The organism is Leucobacter aridicollis, from assembly GCF_024399335.1.
Taxonomy (GTDB): Bacteria; Actinomycetota; Actinomycetes; order Actinomycetales; family Microbacteriaceae; genus Leucobacter; species Leucobacter aridicollis_A.
Map to the genome: position 1 here is coordinate 2,523,610 of NZ_CP075339.1, position 20,058 is coordinate 2,543,667.

Sequence of the window (20,058 nt, forward strand, 5' to 3'; positions counted from 1 at the left end):
TAAGGGGTTACGCGGGCTGGCCCGCACAGCCCCTCTAGCCTACCCTCCGTTGCCCTCAGGATCGTCTTCCGCGCGCGGATTCTTCGGCTTCGGAAGTGGAATGATCCCTGTCGTCGGAGGCGCCTCCTGCGGCGCCGAATCCCAGTTCGCTTCGAGCGGGTCAACGATCTCTGGCTCGCGCCGCAGCACGTCGAGCGGGGCCGTGAGAGTTTCGACCTGACCGCGCCTACTGTCGTCGAGGTTTGGGCGGCCTGCGTGAGTGATCCTCGGGCCGCCATCCCACCGCAGCCGCAGTTTGCGTTCGCTCATCAGCCATGCCATGCCAATTGCGAAAGCGATGAGCGCGGCGATCCCGCTGATCACGAACGTCGACCGCGGACCAAGCACGTCGGCCGCGGCGCCAACGAGTGGCGCGCCGATCGGCGTTCCCCCCATCAGGATCGCCATATAGAGCGCCAGCACGCGGCCTCTGACGGCGGGATCGGACGTGGTCTGGACGAAGCCGTTCGCGGTCGTGAGCATCGTCGAGGTCGCGAGGCCGAAGAACACAAGCGTCGCCGCGAAGAGCCAGAACGTCGGCATCGTCGCGCCGAGGAGACTCACGACGCCGAGGCCTCCGAAGGAGATGACAACGACGCGCATCCGGGCTGCCGGGCGCCTGGCTGCGAGAAGCGCCCCCGTCAGCGATCCAATCGCGAGGATTGACGACAGTAAGCCGTAGTCCCCCGCCCCTCGCCCAAACTCGACCGCCATGGTTGACGACATCACCGGGAAGTTCATACTGAACGCGCCAACGAGGAACACCATCACAAAGATAACGAAAATGTCGTGGCGCCCCATGACGTACCGAAAGCCTGCAGAGAGCTGCCGCAGCTGCGACTCCCGCTTCGCACCGCCAGCGGGCCGCTCATGCCTCGTCGTGATGAGTAGTAGCGCACCAAGCATGGCAAGAAATGAGGCCGCGTTGATCAGAAAGACCCAGCCCGAGCCGATCGCTGCGATGAGCACGCCAGCAACCGCCGGGCCGACGAGACGGGCCGAGTTGAACGACGCCGAGTTGAGCGCAACCGCGTTCGAGAGCTGGTCGTTTCCGACGAGGTCCGAGACGAACGCCTGGCGCGACGTCGCGTCGAACGCGTTCACAATGCCGAGCCCAAGCGCGAATCCGTACAGGTGCCAGATTTCGGCAGCGCCAGTCACGAGCAGCAGCCCGAGGCCGAGCGCAAGCAGCATGAGCAGCGACTGCGTGACGAGCAGTACCTTGCGCCTGTCGAACCTGTCAGCGACCGCCCCGCTGAACGGAACGAGCAGCAGCTGTGGGCCGAACTGCAACGCCATCGTGATGCCCACTGCCGAGGCATTGTTGTCGGTCAGCTCGGTGAGGACGACCCAGTTCTGCGTGGTTGCCTGCATCCAGGCTCCCACATTCGAGATGAACGCTCCGAAGAACCAGATCCGATAGTTGCGGATGGAGAGTGATCGGAACGTACCTGACACTGAGTAGACAACCCCCTTATTAGCTGTCCCCTACCCTACGCCTATTACGGCTGAGTTACATCTTCCCGCCCATATCGAGCAGCCTGCGGATCCTGTCGGGAATCGGCGGGTGCGTCGCGAAGAGGCGCTGCATCACGCCCGGCTTCAGCGGATCCGCGATCCACAGGTGCGCCATGCTCGACTGCTGCTTCTGTAGCGGCCTGCCGTACTCTGACAGCTTGTGCAGTGCGCTCGCAAGCGCCTCGGGGTGGCGAGTCGTGAGCGCCCCTGTGGCGTCGGCGAGGTACTCGCGCTGCCTCGACACGGCGAGCTGCACCATGCTCGCAACGAGTGGCGCAACGAGCATCGCGACGAGCCCAAAGATCAAAACGACCGGGTTGTTATTGTTGTTATTTCGGCCAAAGAACGCCATGCGCACGAGCATGTCGGCGATCATGCCAACCGCCACGGTGAGCCCATACACGATCATCGATACGCGAATGTCGTAGTTGCGCACGTGCCCGAGCTCGTGCGCCATGACGCCCTCAAGCTCTGCGTCAGTCATGATGTCGAGCAGACCCGTCGTCGCGGCGACGATCGCGTGATCGGGGTCGCGGCCGGTTGCAAACGCGTTTGGTGCAGGGTCGTTGACAATGTAGACCTCTGGCATCGGCATACCAGTGGTGATCGCCAGGTTCTCGACGACGCGATAAAGCCGCGGGTTGTCATGCGGGCCGATCTGTACAGCCCCGCTCATCGAGACGGCCTGCTTGCCAGCCATGAAGTACTGGATGAGCGCGTACACGAGGGCGAACCCCATGACAGCTATAACGATCCCAGGTGACTGGTAGATCGCCGATGCGAGCCAGCCCAGACCACCAACGATGCCGAGGAACAGCACGATGATGAGGGCGCTATTGATCTTGTTCCGGCGAATGGCGCTATACACGCTGGCTCCTCCTGGGAGTCGCTTGGGTTAGAACTGGATGCGCGGGGGCTCAGCGATTGCCGCCGCGTCGTCGACCTCGAAGAAGTCGCGCTGCGTAAAGCCGAACGGACCGGCGAGAAGGTTGTTCGGGAACACCTGAATCTTCGTGTTCAGCTCGCGCACTCCGCCGTTGTAGAAGCGGCGCGATGCCTGCACCTTGTTCTCGGTGTCGACGAGCTCCGCCTGCAGCTGGAGGAAGTTCTGGCTCGCCTGCAACTGCGGGTAGGCCTCTGCGACAGCGAAGATGCTCTTCAGCGCCGACTGCATGTGGTTCTCAGCGATTGAGGCCTCGACAGGCCCCTGTGCCGAGATTGTCTCGGCACGCGCCTTCGTGACGGAGTCGAACACACCCTGTTCGTGTGCGGCGTAGCCCTTCACCGTCTCGACGAGAGCCGGGATCAGGTCTGCTCGGCGCTTCAGCTGGACAGTAATGTCGCTCCACGCCTCTTCAACGCGCACGCGGAGCGTGACGAGTGAGTTGTAGGTAGCCCAGAGGTAGATGCCTGCGATGAGCACGAGGGCGACGACGACGAGCGTGATGACCAATCCGGTTGACATAGCTGAATACTAGCGCGGGACCTCATGAATCTGCTGTGAGAGTGCGGGCGCGTGTCACTCCCCCAGCACGCGGTCGAGGTAGGGGTTTGTGAACAGCCGTTCCGGATCCAGCTGGTCGCGAATCGCGACAAACTCGCCGAACTTTGGATAGCGCTCACTCAGGTCTCGGGCGCCGAGCGTATGCATCTTGCCCCAGTGCGGGCGCCCCGCGTGCGCGGCGAGCACGGCCTCCGCCTCACGGAAGTAGTTGTCCTCGCGATCCTTCCAATACCTGTGCACTGCAACGTATCCGCTCTCACGTCCGTGCGCCGTCGAAAGCAGCAGATCGTCGGCGGCTGCGGCGCGCACCTCGATGGGGAACGAGACACGGAACTTTCGCCGCTCAATCAGCGCTTTCAGCTCGCGCAGCGCAGAAGGCACAGCCTCGAGGGGCACCGAGTACTCCATTTCGCGGAAGTGCACGCGCCTGTTCGTCACATAGACCCGGTGTGATTCATCGATGTAGTCGCGTTCGCTCGACACCGTCTGAATGGCGCGATTCACTGACGGGGTGGAGGCGGGGACCCAGCGTTCGAACCCAACCACTGCCCCGAGCATCGTGTTGTTCACGACTTCTTCGTCGATGTAGCGAGAGACGCGACCGAGCGGCCGTGCGCCGCTCCCTTCCGGCCCCAGCGCCGGATCGATAGGCATTCGAGTGTTCGTCTTCGTCCGGGCGCCAGTCGTGTGTGGGAACCAGTAGAACTCGAAGTGGTCGACCGAACGGTTCCGGTCGACGTACTCGTCGAGCACTGCGTCAAGAGATTCAGGGGCCTCAACCGCGCGGAGCAGGTAGCGAGGAACGCACTGGATCGTCACTGTCACCAGCACCCCAAGCGCACCGAGACCGAGCGCGACAGCCGGGAGGAGTTCTGGGTTCTCCGTTTCGGAGACGGTCAACAGCTCGCCTGTTCCGGTCACGAGGGTCGCACCGACCACACCCGTCGAGATGCCGCCAAGGCCAAGACCTGTGCCGTGCGTTCCGGTCTGGGTCGCACCGGTGATCGTTTGCTTATCGATGTCGCCCATGTTCGCGAGCGCCAGTCCGAGCGGGCCGAGGATCGCGGGGAGTTCCCAGAGGTGGGTTCCCGCCCACAGCGTCACTCGGCCAGCAGCCGGATCAGCCGACACGAGCCCGCGCATGCGATTCATCCCAAGCCGAATGCCGTCTGTTGCTCCGATCGCGGTGAAGCTGTGCGACGCCCCGATCGGCTTCACCGTGTGCCCGGTGTCGCGAGCGCGTTCGACGGTGGCGATAATCTGTTCGGCTGACCGGGGAAAAACCTCAGTGGCGGGCGTCGACGACTCAGTTCGCGCCCAGTTGTGCCAGCGCTTGCTCATAGGAAGCATTTCCCTTCTCCGCGGTACGTGGGGAGCGGATCGCCGGCAACGTCGCCCGCGACGGGCACGACCGTGTTCGTGTGCTCCATTGGCTCCCCAGACTTTGTGTGCCGCAGCCAGACGCGATCGCCAACGCGCAGCTCTCGCGCGGCGGCCCCGCTCACGGGCGTCTGCACTTCGCCCGCAGCCTCGCGTGGCGCGTACCGCAGCCCTTCGGGCCAGGTGAGCTGCGGCAGCCGATCCTCACCCGCCGGCCCCGAGGCGATCCAGCCGCCCCCGAGCAGCGTCGCAGTGTCGGCGTTCGGCCGCCGAACGACGTCGAGCGCGAATGCGACTGCCGGCGCTGGCGTGAACGACCTGTAGTTGTCGAACAGGTGCGGCCCAAACAGACCGCTCCCTGCCGCGACCTCGGTAATGCCTCCCTCGGCGACGGTGCTCTCGATCGAGCCTGTGCCCCCGCCATTCACGAACTCGAGGTCGACGATATCGCGCACGCGCTGCAGCGCTTCGGCCCGCCTGTCGACGAGCTCGGCCCGGCTCGCTCGCTGCATCGCGCGCATCACAAGGCCGGACGCAGGTTTGCCGACGGGCTCGTCGCCGACACCGGCGATCTGAGCCTCGTACGACATGATGCCAGCGATTGTGAATCCCTTGCGGCCGAGGATGTGCTCGGCGAACTCGCGGAGTCCCTCCGCCGTGAAGATCGGGCTACGAAAGACGCCGATATGTCCGAGCACTCGGCTGCGCCAGGAAGCATCGAAATCAAGGCAGAGCCTGATGTCTGGGCGTTTGTCTGGCGCGACGACTGAATCGATGAGGTCAAGCTGTGCTGGGCTGTCGACCATCAGGGTGACGCGTTCGGCGGCCCGGGGGTCTGCGGCGAGCGCGGCGATCGCGGCGCGGTCGGCGGTTGGATAGGCGACGACGATATCGTCGATCGTTTCACTCAGCCAGTTCGCCTCGGCGAGCGAGTAGCCGAGCACGCCCGCATATCCAGGGAGTGCGAGCACCGCATCGAGCACTTCTCGCACGCGGACTGATTTGGATGCGACCCTGATAGGGAGTCCCCCTGCACGACGGAGCATGTCGTGGGCGTTGTAGCTCAACGCCTCCGTGTTGACTGCGACGACGGGGGCCGAATGCTCCCGTGTTGCCGTGGTCATGCCTGCCCAGTAGTTATCAGGAGAGAGCCATGGGGAGCGGTCGGCTGACGCGCGCAGCTCCGATGCCGCGAGATCGAGGGTCATGGCTGCATTCTAGTCCCGCTGCTGGGGCGCTCCGCGAGGCCTTGTCGTTATTCTCCAGCGTCGCGCTTGCGCCCGCGCTTGATGCGGAACTGCGTGTAGATGCCGGCGACAATTGCCGCGAGTAACAGGATGACGAGCAGTGCTTTCGCGAAGGCCATAGAGCCAGGGTAGCCGCCCGCGACGGATCTACTTGACCTTGACACAGTGTCAAGGTGTTGGGTATTGATGAAAGGAGTTCATCATGCACACCACCCCACACGCCCAGCCACAGCCTTCCGCACGCCGCCCCGAGGAGGCGCTCGCTGTTGCTCTCACCTCTCCGAACAGCTCGGCGCGGCTCCAAGCAGCAATGACGGCCGGAAGCCGCCCCCGCGCCGAGTACGTCGAAGTCCTCGTGGCGCGCTCAGGCGTCGAGCCAGACTTTTCAGTCAGGGAGACGCTGACCTGGGCGCTCACCCAGCACCCTGTCGACGACGTCCTCCCCCGCGTGCTCGAAGAGCTTCGCAGCGCAGTACCTCGCGCCGTGGCGCAGGCGCTGCACACAGTCTCAAAGCTCGGCGACGAACGAGCCTGGCCTGCGATCACGCATGCCCACCTTCACTCGCCGGACGATGAGATAGCCCGCACGGCGTGGCGTGCAGCGGCAGCAGTGGCCCCGGAGAGCGCGCACCACGCCCTCGCCGTTGAACTCGCTCGCGAGCTTGGCCGCGGCGACATTGACACGATGCGCAGCCTCAGCAGGGCGCTCGCGACACTCGGCGAGGCTGCGGCCGGGCCGGTCTCCGCCGCAGCTGCGCTTCGGGGAGGCGACGCGGCAGTTGCCTCCCACGCAGGTGCGACCGAACGACTCATCGCTGATCCTGACGCAGCGTTCGCGTTCGACCCCGCCGACGCAGCCCGCTACGCCCGGGCGTTCTCAGCAACCTCGGGGAACTAGCGTGCGCATCGGCGAAGCCTCCGAGCGTTCGGGTGTCAGCGCCCGAATGCTCAGGCACTACGAGCGGCTGGGGCTCATCACTCCAGCCGCTCGCACCCCAAACGGGTACCGAGATTACAGTGCGACAGATCTCATGCGACTCACGCAGATCGAAGGCCTCCGAGCACTCGGTATGAGCCTCAGCCAAGTTGCCGACGCGCTCGCAGACGCGACAACGACCCCAGACGCCCTCATCGCAGACCTGGCCGCGCAGGCGCAGGAGCGCATCGACCGAGACACGGCGCTGCTCGCCAGACTGCACACGCTCGCTTCAGTGTCCCCTGGCGATTGGGAAGCCGCGCTCACCGCAGTTCGACTCGCACGCGGCCTCGAATCCCCCATCGCAGGCGAACGGCAGCGCGCGGCGCTCGAACTTGGCGCCAGCTCTCAGGCGACATCGGCTGCCCATCTCGTCGAGGCGCTCCTCTCAGAGAAGACCACGAACGCTGCCGGTGCGCTGAGGTGGGCGATCGCGCAGTCAGGGGGCGGCCCCGAGCAGTTGCGGCAGGCGCTCGGCGACCCGGATCCTGACAGGCGTCTCCGCGCTCTCACAGCGGTCGCCGACTTTCCTGGCGATGCAGCGACGGAGTTGCTGCTTGAACTCCTCGCTGACCCAGTTGCTCGAGTACGCCAGCATGCGGCCCTCGCAGCGGGAGCGCGCGGACATGCGGCGGCGGTTCCCGAGCTCATGGCGCTCTTGACGCACGGCCCGCGCGACGTCGAAGCGGCGGAGGCCCTCGCCGTGATCGCGCACGCACAACACCGCGAGACAGAGATTCTTGCTGGTCTCACCGCTGCGCTTGACGCCGCGGACACGACGAGCGCCGCCCGCGGCAGGCTCACGCAGGCGCTCGGGGAGTTTGAGTCGACGGCAGCCACCGCGATCCTCACAGGGCTCGCAGCAGATAAGGACCGCGCTGTCGCCCGGATCGCCACATACTTGCTGGGGCGGGAGTGATAGTCGGGCTGCTCGCCGCCGGCCGTATCCGCGGGATCGACGCACCCTATCCCCCAGACCCTCAGAAAGCTACATAGATACTGCAGATTCCAGGGGTTGGGGTTGGGGTTGACGCGCTCCGGCCTGGAGTAGACCCGTGTCAGCTCACGCCCCTGACAGACAGCACCAGCCGTATCCATGGGATCGACGCACCCAATCCCCCAGGCCCTCAAAACCTACATAGATACTGCAGATTCCAAGAGTTGAGGTTGACGCCTGCAGACCCCGAGCCAAGCGGCACCAGCCGTGTCCATGGGATCGACGCACCCAATGCCCCAGACTCTAGGAACCTACATAGTTACTGCAGATTCCAAGAGTTGGGACAGTGGCGCTGGGGCAGTGAAGTTGAGACCGTGAGATCGGGGCAGTGAGGTTGGGGCAGAGGAGGTCGTGAGCGCGACGGGTCCTAGCCCTCGAGGTCGACCGCGAACTCCGCGCCTGTCTTCTCGCGCACTTCCGCCTCGGAGTGGCCGGGGGCGATCCGCCTGAGGGTCAGTGCCCCATCGGCGATGTCAAAGACTGCAAGGTCGGAGATGATGCGGTCGACGACGCCGACGCCCGTGAGCGGTAGGTCGCACTCAGTGACGATCTTTGGTGAGCCGTCTTTCGCGACGTGCTCGGTAATCACGATCACCCGCGGAGTCCCAGCGACGAGGTCCATCGCCCCGCCCATACCTTTCACGAGCTTGCCCGGGATCGTCCAGTTCGCGAGGTCGCCGTTGCCTGCAACTTGCAGAGCGCCAAGGATCGCGGTCTGCACATGTCCCCCACGAATCATGCCGAACGAGGTCGCAGAGTCGAAGATCGAGGCCCCGGGGACAAGCGTCACAGTCTGCTTGCCCGCATTGATGAGGTCTGCGTCTTCCTCCCCCTCGTAGGGGAACGGCCCCATGCCCAGGATGCCGTTCTCGCTCTGAAGCATGACGCTGACACCGGCGGGCAGATGATTTGCAACAAGCGTCGGAATGCCGATGCCAAGGTTCACGTACTGGCCGTCTTCAAGCTCTGCCGCGGCGATCGCGGCCATCTCATCACGAGTCCACATGGTTATGCCGCCTCTCGGGTGCGCACGGTTCGCTGTTCGATGTCTTTCACGGGGTCTTCTGCGACGACAAGCCGCTGCACGAAGACGCCCTGAGTGTCGATGCGCTCAGGATCAAGGTATTCCTCACTCAGGTGTTCGACCTCCGCGAGTGTCACCCGCCCCGACATTGCGACAAGCGGGTTGAAGTTCTTTGCAGTGAACCGGTACCGCAGGTTTCCTTCACTGTCGCCCGTGTGAGCGCGCACAAGCGCGAGGTCGGCAACGATACCGCGCTCAAGAATGGCGCGTTTGCCGTCGAACTCGGCTTCCTCTTTGCCCTCGGCGATAGGGGTCCCGACGCCTGTCGGCGTATAGAACGCAGGGATGCCTGAGCCGCCCGCACGGAGGCGCTCGGCGAGGGTGCCCTGGGGCACGAACTCGACCTCGAGCGCACCGCTCAAGTACTGCTCGGCGAAGAGTTTGTTCTCGCCGACGTACGACCCGAGCACTTTCGACACCTGCCTGTTCTCAAGGAGCAGCCCGAGGCCCTTGCCGTCGACGCCCATATTGTTCGAGACGATCGTGAGGTCTTTCACTCCTGTATCTCGCAACGCGACGATGAGGTTGTGCGGGATGCCAGACAACCCGAACCCTCCGACAGCGATTGTCATTCCGTCGCGCGCAACGTCTGCGATTGCCTCCGCGGCGGTGCTCCAGGTCTTTGATGCCACCTTTGCCACCTTTCGTTCACAATGCGGTCACGCGGACCGCCTTGCTGCGAGCGTAGAAGATTGTTTCGTCGTAACGCAACCACCACGCTGACGCGTGATTTGAACTGCTCATACCCTGAGTGCATCGCGTGCTATCGTTCACAATATGGACAGAACTCCGCTACCGGGCGCACAAGTCGTCGGCCGCGTGGCGGCGCTGCTGCGCGAGCTCAGCACAACGATGCCCGACGGAATCGGTACCACCGCGCTCGCTACTGCCACGTCAATCTCACGCCCAACCGCGCACAGGCTGCTCTCTGCCCTCGCAGAACAGGGTTTCGTCGATCGCGACACCCGAACCGGCAACTGGCTCCTCGGGCCGGAGCTATTTCTCATGGGAACCGTCGCAGCCGAACGCTACGACGTCACCGAAATCGCACGGGAACACGTCTCAGCGCTCGCCGCCGCAACAGGCGAGAGCGCGTTCTTCTCGGTCAGGCGAGGCAACGAGACAGTGTGCCTCGTTCGGCAGGATGGCAGCTTCCCGATCCGCTCCTTCGTGCTCCACGAGGGGAAGCGATTCCCACTCGGAGTGGCCTCCGCGGGCCTGGCGATCCTGTCTTACCTGCCTGCATCCGCCGCGGAACGTTACCTCTCGGACACCGACCTCACTGTCGAGTACGGTGCATCCCATGCGCCAGACGCGCTCCGCGGCCGGATCGCCGCAACGCGCAACACTGGCTATGCCGTGAACCCGGCGCTCATCGTGCCTGGCAGCTGGGGCATGGGGGCAGCAGTGTTTACAGCAAGCGGTCAGCCGGCCTGGGCCCTGAGCCTCACCGGCACAGAGCACAGATTCGCCCCGGAGCGGCAGCCCGAGCTCGGTCGCCTCCTGCTCGACCACGCGCACCGGCTCACGGAGCGGCTCGCACGCGACTGAGGGCTGGTGTCTGGGTTGGGTGGCGGCGCCGCCACCCAACGCACGGCCCTGACCACGGCGCGGCCCCGGCTGCGGCTGCGGCTGCGGCACCGATTGCGGCGCGGCGCATCGCCCCAGTGTGGGAGGATTACAGCACCCCCTATAGCCCAACTGGCAGAGGCAGAAGACTTAAAATCTTTTCAGTCAGGGTTCGAATCCCTGTGGGGGGACGAATGCACGGAGCCCCCGGCGAGATGCCGGGGGCTCCGTTCTCGTTCGGCGACGGTCACACCGAACGGGGGCAGGCAGGAGCCTGTCAGACCTGTGCGCGTGCACTGCGGTCGCGCGGCACGAAATCCAGGATCGCGATGAGCGCCGACAGCCCGACGAGGATGTAGACGACCTTGGACAGGACAGAACCAACGCCAAAGATCGCATCAACGAGGTTGAAGTCGAAGAGCCCGACGAGCCCCCAATTCAATCCCCCGACGATGATCAGAACCTTCGCGATGTTGAGCACGATATTCATGATGCTTCCTCTCGTTGAATACGCCTCGGCGATACCCCGAAACGCTTGCCGAAGATATTACATGCCTAGCTAACTAATTGTCGAGGACTTAGCCCCGAACCCCTACTCTTTTTGACCCCCGTCGCTGCTCTCTCTCCCCGACTTGCGCATGAAGATGACTTCCACCGAGAGCACAAAAGCAGCGACGATCGCGAGCGAGGCCGGAACGAAGTACACGAGAACGTGGATCATCTCGTTGTCCTCTGGCAAGAACAAATTCCACCCACACCACCGCGAGAGCCGTGACCGCCGCAAGTCCACCGACGATGCTCGAGACGCGAAACAGCACCTTCTGCGACGAATCACGCCTGCGGAACCTGAACTTCGCGTCAATGCTGAAGAAGATGAGCAACGTAACAAGCAAGCCGGCAAACTCGGACAACTGGTCGCGCGAGAGCTCAGCAATCATCATCATTTCCTCCCCATTTCACAGGCATATCAATTCCACCGACAGCACAACCCCTGGCTTCCAGCCACAAACCACCGGGGCGATAAAACTAAGTCGCTAGACAACTTCACATCAACCCCCTTGACCCCCCGCCACTTGTGATCTACCTTTGGGACTTGCAACCTGAATCAGGTTTCATAAACCCACCTTCCAAGGACGAAAGGTACGCGCATGCGCATCGGAAAGAAACTCGCGTTTGGCGCCCTCGTGGCCTCAACTGCACTTGTCCTGTCGGCGTGCGCGCCGGCAGCTTCGGCTCCTGAGGCAGGCGGCGACTCCGAAGGCCCCGCCTCGGTCACCGTCGGCATCATCACGAGCGAAACCGGCCCTCTCGCCGGCTACGGAGCCCAGTACCTCGACGGCTTCAAGGCCGGCCTCGACTTCGCGACAGACGGCACGGGTGAGGTCGCTGGCACCAAGCTCGACATCACATACGTCGACGACGCAGGCGACCCAGACAAGGCTGTCACCGCGGCGAAGGACCTCATCGGGCAGGGAGTCAACCTGCTTGCGGGCAGCGCTTCATCAGGCGTCGCCGCTGTCGTCGCCGAGCAAGCCGCACAGAACAAGGTGCTCTTCATCTCGGGCCCGGCAGCAGCCGACGCAATCACAGGCATCAACGACTACACGTTCAGGTCTGGCCGCCAGAGCGCGCAAGACGTCGCGACGGCTGGCACCTTCCTCGACGACATCAGCGGCAAGACAGTCGCGGTGCTCGCCCAGAACAACGCGTTCGGCCAGGGCAACGTCACCGCGGTCGAGGCCATCCTGGGCGCGAAGGGAGCCTCGATCACTCCCGTGCTCGTCGCCGAAGACGTCACCGAGTTCACGCCGTTCGCAACCCAGGTGCTCGACACGAAGGCGGACCTTGTGTTCGTCGCGTGGGCAGGGGCGACGACGGGCGCGATGTGGCAGGCGATGAGCCAGCAGGGCGTATTTGATGCAATGCCCGTCGTTACGGGACTCGGCGACGCCGCAACATTTGGGGCATACGGAGAGGCCTCAGAAAAGATCAGCTTCTTGAACCACTACTTCGCAGGCGCTCCAGATAACGAGGTGAACGCCGCGATGGTGAAGGCTGTCGAAGAAGCTGGTGGCACGCCAGACCTGTTCACTCCTGACGGATTCAATGCCGCACTCATGGTCGTGCAGGCAGTCAAGGAAGGCAAGGGCGACGTCGACGCCATGATCGACTCGCTGAACGACTTCTCGTTCGATGGCCCGAAGGGCAAGACAACCGTTCGCGGGAGCGACCACGCCCTCATCCAAGAGATGTACCAGGTGAAGCTCGTCGCACAGGGCGGCAGCTTCGTCCCAGAGCTTGTCGCCACAGTCGCCGCAGACGACGTCGCCCCCGCAGAAGCGAAGTAGGAACACACGTGCACACCCAGCCCCCGTCCGCCCTCACTGTCTCGGGCCTTGGCCTGAAGATCGGCGGCGCTACCATCCTCGACAGCGTTGACCTCGATGTCCCACAGGGATCTATCGTCGGTGTCATCGGCCCGAACGGTGCGGGCAAGACGACGCTCTTTAATGTCGTGTCAGGTCTCATTCCCCCGACGAGCGGCACTGTGTCGCTCCACGGCGAGACAATCACGAAGAGCTCCGTCGCCGCCCGCGCGCGGGCGGGGCTGGGTCGCACATTCCAGACCTCCAGCTACTTCCCGGGCCTCAGCGTGCTTGAGAACGTCAGGCTCGCCGCCCAGGCGACTGCAGGCGGCAGCATGTCGCTGCTTCGCTTCCCCAAACGCAGCGACGAGGCCACGCAGCTCGCCTTTGACACGCTTGCGACAGTCGGGCTCACTCACCAGGCGGCGACGCTCGCAGGCGATATCTCGCACGGCGACAAGCGCAAGCTCGAGATTGCCGTGCTGCTCGTCACTGACTCGAGTGTCGTATTGCTCGATGAGCCCATGGCGGGCGTTGCCTCCGGCGACGTCGCGGGGCTCGTGAAAAACATCAGGGACATGCAGGCCGAAAAACAGTGCACTGTGCTGATGGTCGAACACCACATCGACGTGCTCCTCGGATTCGTCGACCGCGTCGCCGTCATGTATTTCGGCAACATCATCGCCTACGACACTCCCCAGAACATCATGGAGAATCCCACCGTGCAGAGCGCATATCTCGGACGTGCAGTATGAGCGCGCCAATCCTGACAGTCTCCAACCTCGAATGCTCAATCGCAGGGCAGCAGGTTGTCGAAGATGTCTCGTTCGAAGTACCTTCGACTGGAATCACAGCGGTGCTTGGGCGCAACGGCGCCGGCAAGACGTCAACGCTGCGCGGCATCATGGGGCTCATCACCCGCTCGGGTGAGGTCCGCCTCGCGGGCGAGCGAATCGACGCCATGCCAACCCACAAGCTTGTGCAGCGCGGGATCGGCTATGTCCCCGAGGATCGCGAGGTGTTCGGCTCTTTGAGCGTCGCCGAGAACCTCGCGCTCGCAGAGCGCGGCCCGAACCCGCGGCGCGAGTTCGTCGCCGAGCTTTTCCCCGACCTTGTCGCGCGCCGCGATCAGGCGGCGGGAACCCTCTCGGGAGGCCAGCAACAGATGGTCTCGGTCGCCCGCGCCCTCATCAACGACAACAAGTTGTTACTCGTTGACGAACCGACAAAGGGCCTCGCCCCCAAGATCGTGCAGGAGGTCGCCGATGCACTCGCGGAGGCCGCGACAACAGTCCCCGTGCTCCTCGTCGAGCAGAACCTCGAGGTCGTCAGGCAGCTCGCCGACGACGCGATCGTGATCTCTTCAGGCCGCGTCGCCTACGCGGGCAAGGCAGCCGACATTCTCGACGACGAGCAGCTCACCACGCAGCTGCTCGGCGTCCACGCAGAGGGAGGGATCCAACTGTGAGCGCACTCGTTCTCACCCTCATCACCGGCGTCGGCCTCGGCGCCCTCTACTTCCTCGTCGCTTCAGGGCTGAGCCTCATCTATGGGCTCATGCACGTGCTCAACTTCGCGCACGGTGCCTTCCTCACGCTCGCTGCCTTCATCGGCTGGCGAACGGCGCAGGCGCTCGGCACGGACAGCTGGTTCGCGCTCGTGGTGTCCGTGCTGGTTGGGGCCCTCGTGGGCGCCGTCTTCGCGACGCTCACCGAGCTGCTGCTCATTCGGCCACTCTATGAACGTCACATCGAGCAGGTGCTTGTGACTGTCGGTCTCTCCTTCGCAGCCGTCGCGCTCTTTGAGGGCATCTGGGGTTCCGACCCGATCACTGTCGCGGGCCCTGCCTGGCTCAAACAGACAACGTTCGTGCTCGGCGCGAAGATCCCGAACGTGTACTGGATTCTGATTCTCACCGCAGGCCTCGTACTCACCGCGCTCATCCTGTTCCTCAAGAAGACTCGCTACGGCATGATCATTCGCGCGGGCGTCGAGAACCGAGCAATGGTTACGGCGCTCGGTATCGACGTACGCAGGGCGTTCACGCTCGTCTTCGCGATTGGCGGCGCCGCAGCCGGCATCGGCGGCGTTCTCGCGATGCACTACATGACGTTCGTGTCGGCGCATCTCGGCCAGACGCTGCTCATCTTCGCGTTCATCGTGACTGTCGTCGGCGGCCTCGGGTCGCTCGCGGGTGCGGCGGTCGCGTCGGTTCTGGTGGCGGTGTTGCAGCAATTCGCAAACTTCTATTTGGGCGGCACCGGCGATTTCATCGTCGTTATTTTGCTCGCCGTGGTGCTGCTCGTGCGGCCTCGCGGTCTCATGGGACGAAAGGTGGCGCAGTAATGTCAACCCCCACGACGCAGCCGGAACAGTCGATGCAAACTGGCGCGTCTCGCCGGCCGATCCTTCCCGTCGCCGCCTCCGTGGCGCTCGTCGCGGTCGCGGCTGCGCTCCCGCTCCTCAACCTCCAGATTCCTGGGATCCTGCCGACGCCGACGTACATGCCTGGCAGTCTCGCGCTGCTGTCTCTGTGCATGGTGTTCGCCGCGCTCGCGCTCTCGTACAACATGCTGCTCGGTACCGCTGGCATGCTGTCGTTTGGGCACGCGCTGTCATTCGGCGGCGGCGCGTATCTCCTCGGGATTGCACTCGCGCAGTTCGAGCTGCCGCTCGTACCGGCAGTCCTCCTCGCGCTCATCGGCGGCCTCGTCATCGCACTCATCACCGGCTCGGTCGCGAACCGCGTTTCGGGTATCCCGTTCGCGATGGTGACGCTCGCATTCGCGCAGGCAGGATCAGTGCTCGTTCGCCGCAACGCTCAGGTGACTGGCGGGGAGGAGGGGCTCAGCCTCGCGACAGCCCAGGTGCCAGACTGGCTCGTCGGGGTCGTGAATACGCGAAACCTGTACTGGGTGATCCTGGCGATCTTGGTGTTCGTCTACCTTGTTGCGCTCTGGGTCGACCGCAGCCGTCTCGGGCATCTGGCGCGTGCGTCTCGCGAGAACCCCGAGCGGGTGAAGGTGCTTGGCCTCAGCCCGTACGCCGCGAAGCTCACAATCTTCGTCATCGCTGCGGTCCTCGCGAGCCTCGCTGGCGTCGGCTACATGCTGCTCCAGTCAGGGACGGTGCCGCGGGCGGTCTCTGCTGACCTCACAATTACAGTGCTCGTGATGGTGGTACTCGGTGGCGTCGGCTACCGGTGGGGCGCAATCGCGGGCGGCTTCATCTACACGATCCTTGATCAGCGCCTCACTGTGCTTGCCAAGGCCGAGGTGATCCAGGGACTACCTGACGTGCTCAGGATCCCGCTCTCTGAGCCGCTCTTCCTGCTCGGTACGCTGTTCATTCTCGTCGTCATGTTCCTTCCCGGCGGAATCGCTGGCACGCTTGATACAGCATGGAAGAAACGCACGCGGAAGAGCCGCGCATGAGCGACTACACAATCGGCAGTTGGCTGGCGGATCGCGCCGCGATCGACGGGTCACATATCGCGATTGACGACCGCGGCGTGCTCACCTCGTACCGGGCACTCAACGAGCGCGCCCGTGCGCTCGCATCCCGCCTCGGCGAGGCCGGGTACGGCGCGGGCGGGCGTATCGCGACTGTCTCGGGAAACTCGACAGACCACGTCGTCGCGTTCTTCGCCTGCGCGATCCTCGGCATCGCGTTCATCCCGCTCTCGTGGCGTCTCACCGCTGGTGAGCTTGGTGAGCTCATCGGACGCTCTCGTGCAGACCTGCTCCTCGTGGAAGACGAGTACGCCGGGCTCGGCGAGCAGGCGCTCACGGTGCTTCGAGAGTCGGGCGGCGTCGCTCCCCCGTGCGCGGAGCCGGGCCCGGCTGGGATCGAGCAGTGGGCGCCGCCGGCGGTTCGCCCGCGAGAGCGTAGGGACGCCTCGGCGAGTGACCCGCTGCTTGTTGTCTTCACGTCGGGCAGCGAGGCGGCGCCGAAGGGTGTCGTGCTCACTCACCGGTCTTGCTTCTGGACGAACCTCGCGCTCTCGCGCGCAATGCCAATGAGCTCTGCAGACGTTGTGCTGTCGATTCTGCCGCAGCATCATGTCGCCGCCTGGAACGTGCAGCCGTTGCTCGCATGGTGGGTCGGCGCGACAGTCGTGCTCGAGCGCTCCTTTCAACCAGGCCGCGTCCTGCAGCTCATCCGCGACCGGAAGGTCACGACGATGATGGGGGTGCCGACCCAGTATCAGATGCTGTTTGCGCAGCCCGGTATCGACGGGGCCGATCTGGGGTCGCTCTCGCGCGTGCTCGTTGGCGGTTCCACAATTCCCGAGGAGCTCGCCGTCGAAGCCGCGAGGCTCGGACTGCCCCTCACCCAGGGGTACGGGCTCACGGAGGCCGGCCCGAACGTGCTGCAGTTGCAGTCTGCCGAGCTTGCGAAGTTCCCCGGAGCCGTCGGGCGCCCCTACCCCACTGTTGAGACAGCCATCGTCGATACTGCGAGCGGGTTACCACTCACTGGTGCCGCTACCGGCGAACTGTGGGTGCGTGGTCCGAGCTTGTTCGCTGGTTACCTCGACGACGACGCTGGAACCGAGCGTGCGATGGCAGGCAGCTGGCTGCGCACCGGCGACATTGTCTCGCGTGACACCGGCGGAATCCACAGGGTCGTCGACAGGGTCAAGAACATCTACGTTTCGGGCGGCGAGAACGTCGCACCCGCCGAGGTTGAGACGGCGCTCTGTGCCCACCCGCTCGTGATTGACGCCGCCGTTGTTGGCGTCGCTGATGCGGTGTGGGGCGAGCGAGGCTACGCATTCGTCGTGACAGCTTCGCCGCTGTCGCGCGACGAACTGCTCGCCCATGCCCGCACAGTCCTCGCTCCGTTTAAGCTCCCGGCTCACGTCGAGTTCGTCGACGAGCTGCCCCGTTCCACAATCGAGAAGGTCGCCCGCGGGGCGCTTGCGGACAGAGCCCGCACCGCCTTGGCCGCGCACGACAAGACAGGCATCGCATGATCTCCCCCACCGAATCAGCATCCCCCACCGGTGACCATATCCCGGTTGACGCCGGTGATCCAGTCTCACCAGCGACCGGTCGCCCGCTCACGAAACGCGGCCTCGCGACCAGGCGTCGCATCCTCGAGGCCGCGGAAGACGTGTTCGCGGAGCTTGGCTATCACGAGGCATCGATCGTGAAGGTCACCGAGCGCGCTGGGGTCGCTCTCGGTACGTTCTACCTGTACTTCGACAGTAAGCAGAGCATCTTCGAGGCGCTCGTGATCGACCTGAACGACCGCGTTCGGCAGTCAATGACTGAGTCGATGGCTGGCGCAGCGAACCGCATCGAGGCTGAGCGCGGCGGGTTCGAAGGGTTCTTCAGGTTTACCGCGAAGCACCCGGCACTGTATCGGGTTGTCAGGGAGGCCGAGTTTGTATCGCCGGAGACGATGAGGTTGCACTACGAGCGCATTGTCGCGGGGTACACGGCAGGCCTGCAAGCGGCGCAGTCGGCGGGCGACATCGATCCGACTCTCGACCCTGAGATTGCCGCGTGGGCGCTCATGGGCCTTGGCGAGCTCATCGGTATGCGTTACATCCTGTGGGAGCGCGACGCCGACGGGACGGCGCCAGATCGCATCGCACCGCATGTCCTCGACAGCATGATGCAATTCATCAATGGCGCGCTTGGCGGGTCACACACACAGGAAGGGTCACAGTCATGACAGATCAGGATCTCGCGGGCCGCAGCGCCCTCATCACGGGAGGCGGCTCGGGCATCGGGCTCGCGTGCGCACACGAGTTCGCGGCGCGCGGCGCACACATCACCATCGCCGACATCACGGCAGACGCAGCAGACAACGCTGTCGCGCGCATCGTGGCGGCCGGCGGCTCGGCCGAGTCCTGGGTCGTGGATCTCGCCGATACTAGAGCGCTCGACGAACTCGAGCTCGACGTTGACATCATCGTGAATAACGCTGGCGTGCAACGCGTGAGCCCGATTGAGGAGTTCGACCCGGAGGCCTTTCGCCTCATCCAGCGGCTTATGCTCGAGGCGCCCTTCCTGCTCATCCGCGCCGCGCTTCCTGGAATGTACAGTCGCGGGTGGGGCCGCATCATCAATCTGTCGAGTGTGCACGGCCTGCGGGCGAGCGCGTTCAAGTCTGCGTACGTCGCGGCCAAGCATGGCCTCGAGGGGCTGTCGAAGGTGACCGCGCTCGAGGGCGGACCGCACGGCGTGACGAGCAACTGCGTCAATCCGGGCTATGTGCGCACTCCGCTCGTTGAACGGCAGATCGCCGATCAGGCGAAGGCGCACGGTATCCCCGAGAGCGAAGTCGTCGAGCGGATCATGCTCACCGAGAGCTCCGTGAAGCGGCTCGTCGAACCGGCGGAGGTCGCCTCGCTCGCCGGCTGGCTCGCTTCAGACATGTCTGGCATGGTGACGGGGGCCTCCTACACCATGGATGGCGGCTGGAGCGCTCGATGAAGTCGCACAGCTACCGCACCGTCGACGTTCCCGTCAGCGGTGGGCTGCTGAGGGTCGGCGTCTGGGATCCGGTGTCTCCCGCGGAAGGCGCGCCCACAGTGCTCGCCATTCACGGCGTCACTGCGTCTCATCTCGCCTGGCCATTTGTCGTTGGGGAGCTCCCAGGGGTCAGGATCATCGCCCCCGACCTGCGAGGGCGCGGAGCGAGCAACACCGTCGACGGGCCCGCGGGAATGCACGCGCATGCAGCCGACCTCGTCGCCGTGCTCGACAACTTCGGGGAGCGCTCGGTACCGGTGTTCGGGCATTCGATGGGGGCGTTCGTCGCGGTCACCCTTGCCCATCTCGCACCCGAGCGGGTCTCTCGCCTCGTGCTCATCGACGGCGGTCTCCCGCTCGATACTCCAGCAGGGGTCAGCGCCGAGGCGCTCGTCCAGGCGATCCTCGGGCCGACGGCTGACCGCCTCTCGCGGCGATTCGCCGATGTTCCCGCATACCTCGACTTCTGGCGGGCGCACCCGGCGTTCGCACGCGACTGGAGCGGCGAACTCGAGGCGTATTTCGCCTACGACCTCGTACCGGCTGGCGACGGGCTTCGACCCGCGACAAGTCTCGCGACGACGACCGACGACACCGTCGACATGAACACGGGCTCGACGCTCGCCGACGCCCTCGCGGCACTGCCTGCGTTTTCTGGCCCTGTCGAGCTCATCACCGTGCCACGTGGGCTCCTCGACGAGCCACCTGGGCTCTACCCGCCTGCCCACCTCGCTACGCTGCTCAGCGCGCTACCTAACGTGAGGCACGTCGAACTCGAAGACCTCAACCACTACACGGTTGTCATGAGCGAGCGGGGGGCGCGGGCGCTCGCCCCGATCCTGCACGGCGAACTCTCCGCGCGCTGAGCGCGTGAATGGCCGGGCACATAC

General features: G+C 64.6%; 21 protein-coding genes and 1 tRNA gene. 13 read left to right on the forward strand and 9 right to left on the reverse strand.

All coding sequences use genetic code 11. The features are described 5' to 3' along the window. Positions 1 to 39: 39 nt before the first annotated feature. The 5 genes from KI794_RS11365 to KI794_RS11385 are packed head-to-tail and all read right to left on the reverse strand — an operon-like array spanning position 40 to position 5,649. Positions 40 to 1,497 (reverse strand): MFS transporter, encoded by a 1,458-nt coding sequence (locus KI794_RS11365; RefSeq protein WP_255808154.1) that lies wholly within the window; start codon positions 1,495 to 1,497, stop codon positions 40 to 42. A gap of 55 nt (positions 1,498 to 1,552) precedes the next feature. Further along, complete coding sequence (locus tag KI794_RS11370; protein WP_119284608.1) at positions 1,553 to 2,425, reverse strand: M48 family metalloprotease; 873 nt, start codon at positions 2,423 to 2,425, stop codon at positions 1,553 to 1,555. A 27-nt stretch (positions 2,426 to 2,452) separates the two neighbouring features. Then, entirely contained in the window at positions 2,453 to 3,022 is a 570-nt protein-coding gene (locus KI794_RS11375) for a LemA family protein (protein WP_119284609.1), read from the reverse strand. A 54-nt stretch (positions 3,023 to 3,076) separates the two neighbouring features. Then, positions 3,077 to 4,411, reverse strand: a complete 1,335-nt coding sequence (locus KI794_RS11380) for a D-arabinono-1,4-lactone oxidase (protein ID WP_441776120.1) — start codon at positions 4,409 to 4,411, stop codon at positions 3,077 to 3,079. Next, positions 4,399 to 5,649 (reverse strand): alanine racemase, encoded by a 1,251-nt coding sequence (locus KI794_RS11385; RefSeq protein WP_255808159.1) that lies wholly within the window; start codon positions 5,647 to 5,649, stop codon positions 4,399 to 4,401. The genes KI794_RS11380 and KI794_RS11385 overlap by 13 nt, the downstream gene beginning before the upstream one ends. 241 nt (positions 5,650 to 5,890) lie before the next feature. Between KI794_RS11385 and KI794_RS11390 the strand changes: the two genes are divergently transcribed. Together KI794_RS11390 and KI794_RS11395 are read left to right on the forward strand one after the other, a co-directional pair. Continuing rightward, the gene (locus KI794_RS11390; RefSeq protein ID WP_255808160.1) at positions 5,891 to 6,586 is read left to right on the forward strand and encodes a HEAT repeat domain-containing protein; all 696 of its coding nucleotides are present in this window, start codon (positions 5,891 to 5,893) and stop codon (positions 6,584 to 6,586) included. A 1-nt stretch (position 6,587) separates the two neighbouring features. Then, the gene (locus tag KI794_RS11395; RefSeq protein ID WP_255808161.1) at positions 6,588 to 7,583 is read left to right on the forward strand and encodes a MerR family transcriptional regulator; all 996 of its coding nucleotides are present in this window, start codon (positions 6,588 to 6,590) and stop codon (positions 7,581 to 7,583) included. Positions 7,584 to 8,028: 445 nt separating this feature from the next. Here KI794_RS11395 and KI794_RS11400 read toward each other — a convergent pair whose 3' ends face one another. Both KI794_RS11400 and KI794_RS11405 read right to left on the reverse strand, forming a co-directional pair. Next, positions 8,029 to 8,667: a CoA transferase subunit B gene (locus KI794_RS11400; protein WP_119284614.1), complete on the reverse strand. Its 639-nt coding sequence runs from the start codon at positions 8,665 to 8,667 to the stop codon at positions 8,029 to 8,031. A 2-nt stretch (positions 8,668 to 8,669) separates the two neighbouring features. Beyond that, on the reverse strand, positions 8,670 to 9,377 hold the full coding sequence (locus tag KI794_RS11405; RefSeq protein ID WP_119285029.1) for a CoA transferase subunit A: 708 nt from the start codon (positions 9,375 to 9,377) through the stop codon (positions 8,670 to 8,672). 145 nt (positions 9,378 to 9,522) lie between these two features. Between KI794_RS11405 and KI794_RS11410 the strand changes: the two genes are divergently transcribed. Together KI794_RS11410 and KI794_RS11415 are read left to right on the forward strand one after the other, a co-directional pair. Beyond that, the gene (locus tag KI794_RS11410) at positions 9,523 to 10,296 is read left to right on the forward strand and encodes an IclR family transcriptional regulator (protein ID WP_119284615.1); all 774 of its coding nucleotides are present in this window, start codon (positions 9,523 to 9,525) and stop codon (positions 10,294 to 10,296) included. Positions 10,297 to 10,431: 135 nt separating this feature from the next. Further along, positions 10,432 to 10,505, forward strand: a tRNA-Leu gene (locus tag KI794_RS11415). An 86-nt stretch (positions 10,506 to 10,591) separates the two neighbouring features. Here the strand turns inward: KI794_RS11415 and KI794_RS11420 are convergent. Both KI794_RS11420 and KI794_RS11425 read right to left on the reverse strand, forming a co-directional pair. Beyond that, positions 10,592 to 10,804, reverse strand: coding sequence for a DUF378 domain-containing protein (locus KI794_RS11420; RefSeq protein ID WP_119284616.1), 213 nt, complete (start codon positions 10,802 to 10,804; stop codon positions 10,592 to 10,594). 102 nt (positions 10,805 to 10,906) lie between these two features. Then, a complete protein-coding gene (locus KI794_RS11425; protein WP_255808162.1) occupies positions 10,907 to 11,053 on the reverse strand; it encodes a hypothetical protein in 147 nt (48 codons plus the stop codon). Positions 11,054 to 11,462: 409 nt separating this feature from the next. Here KI794_RS11425 and KI794_RS11430 point away from each other — a divergent pair, with 409 nt between their 5' ends. From KI794_RS11430 to KI794_RS11470, 9 genes are read left to right on the forward strand one after another with little or no spacing between them, the layout of a single operon-like run. Next, positions 11,463 to 12,662: a substrate-binding domain-containing protein gene (locus tag KI794_RS11430; protein ID WP_119284618.1), complete on the forward strand. Its 1,200-nt coding sequence runs from the start codon at positions 11,463 to 11,465 to the stop codon at positions 12,660 to 12,662. 8 nt (positions 12,663 to 12,670) lie between these two features. Continuing rightward, entirely contained in the window at positions 12,671 to 13,435 is a 765-nt protein-coding gene (locus KI794_RS11435; RefSeq protein WP_119284619.1) for an ABC transporter ATP-binding protein, read from the forward strand. Next, positions 13,432 to 14,148 (forward strand): ABC transporter ATP-binding protein, encoded by a 717-nt coding sequence (locus tag KI794_RS11440; RefSeq protein ID WP_119284620.1) that lies wholly within the window; start codon positions 13,432 to 13,434, stop codon positions 14,146 to 14,148. Before KI794_RS11435 ends, KI794_RS11440 begins: the two co-directional genes overlap by 4 nt. After that, a complete protein-coding gene (locus KI794_RS11445; protein ID WP_119284621.1) occupies positions 14,145 to 15,026 on the forward strand; it encodes a branched-chain amino acid ABC transporter permease in 882 nt (293 codons plus the stop codon). The genes KI794_RS11440 and KI794_RS11445 overlap by 4 nt, the downstream gene beginning before the upstream one ends. A 32-nt stretch (positions 15,027 to 15,058) precedes the next feature. Further along, entirely contained in the window at positions 15,059 to 16,114 is a 1,056-nt protein-coding gene (locus tag KI794_RS11450; RefSeq protein WP_255809764.1) for a branched-chain amino acid ABC transporter permease, read from the forward strand. Further along, positions 16,111 to 17,658, forward strand: coding sequence for a class I adenylate-forming enzyme family protein (locus KI794_RS11455; protein ID WP_255808163.1), 1,548 nt, complete (start codon positions 16,111 to 16,113; stop codon positions 17,656 to 17,658). The genes KI794_RS11450 and KI794_RS11455 overlap by 4 nt, the downstream gene beginning before the upstream one ends. Further along, positions 17,655 to 18,365 carry a TetR/AcrR family transcriptional regulator gene (locus KI794_RS11460; protein ID WP_255808164.1) on the forward strand — a complete coding sequence of 237 codons (711 nt, stop codon included), beginning with the start codon at positions 17,655 to 17,657 and terminating at the stop codon, positions 18,363 to 18,365. Before KI794_RS11455 ends, KI794_RS11460 begins: the two co-directional genes overlap by 4 nt. Beyond that, positions 18,362 to 19,129, forward strand: a complete 768-nt coding sequence (locus tag KI794_RS11465) for a 3-hydroxybutyrate dehydrogenase (RefSeq protein ID WP_119284624.1) — start codon at positions 18,362 to 18,364, stop codon at positions 19,127 to 19,129. The genes KI794_RS11460 and KI794_RS11465 overlap by 4 nt, the downstream gene beginning before the upstream one ends. Then, positions 19,126 to 20,034: an alpha/beta fold hydrolase gene (locus KI794_RS11470; protein ID WP_119284625.1), complete on the forward strand. Its 909-nt coding sequence runs from the start codon at positions 19,126 to 19,128 to the stop codon at positions 20,032 to 20,034. Before KI794_RS11465 ends, KI794_RS11470 begins: the two co-directional genes overlap by 4 nt. Positions 20,035 to 20,058: the final 24 nt, after the last annotated feature.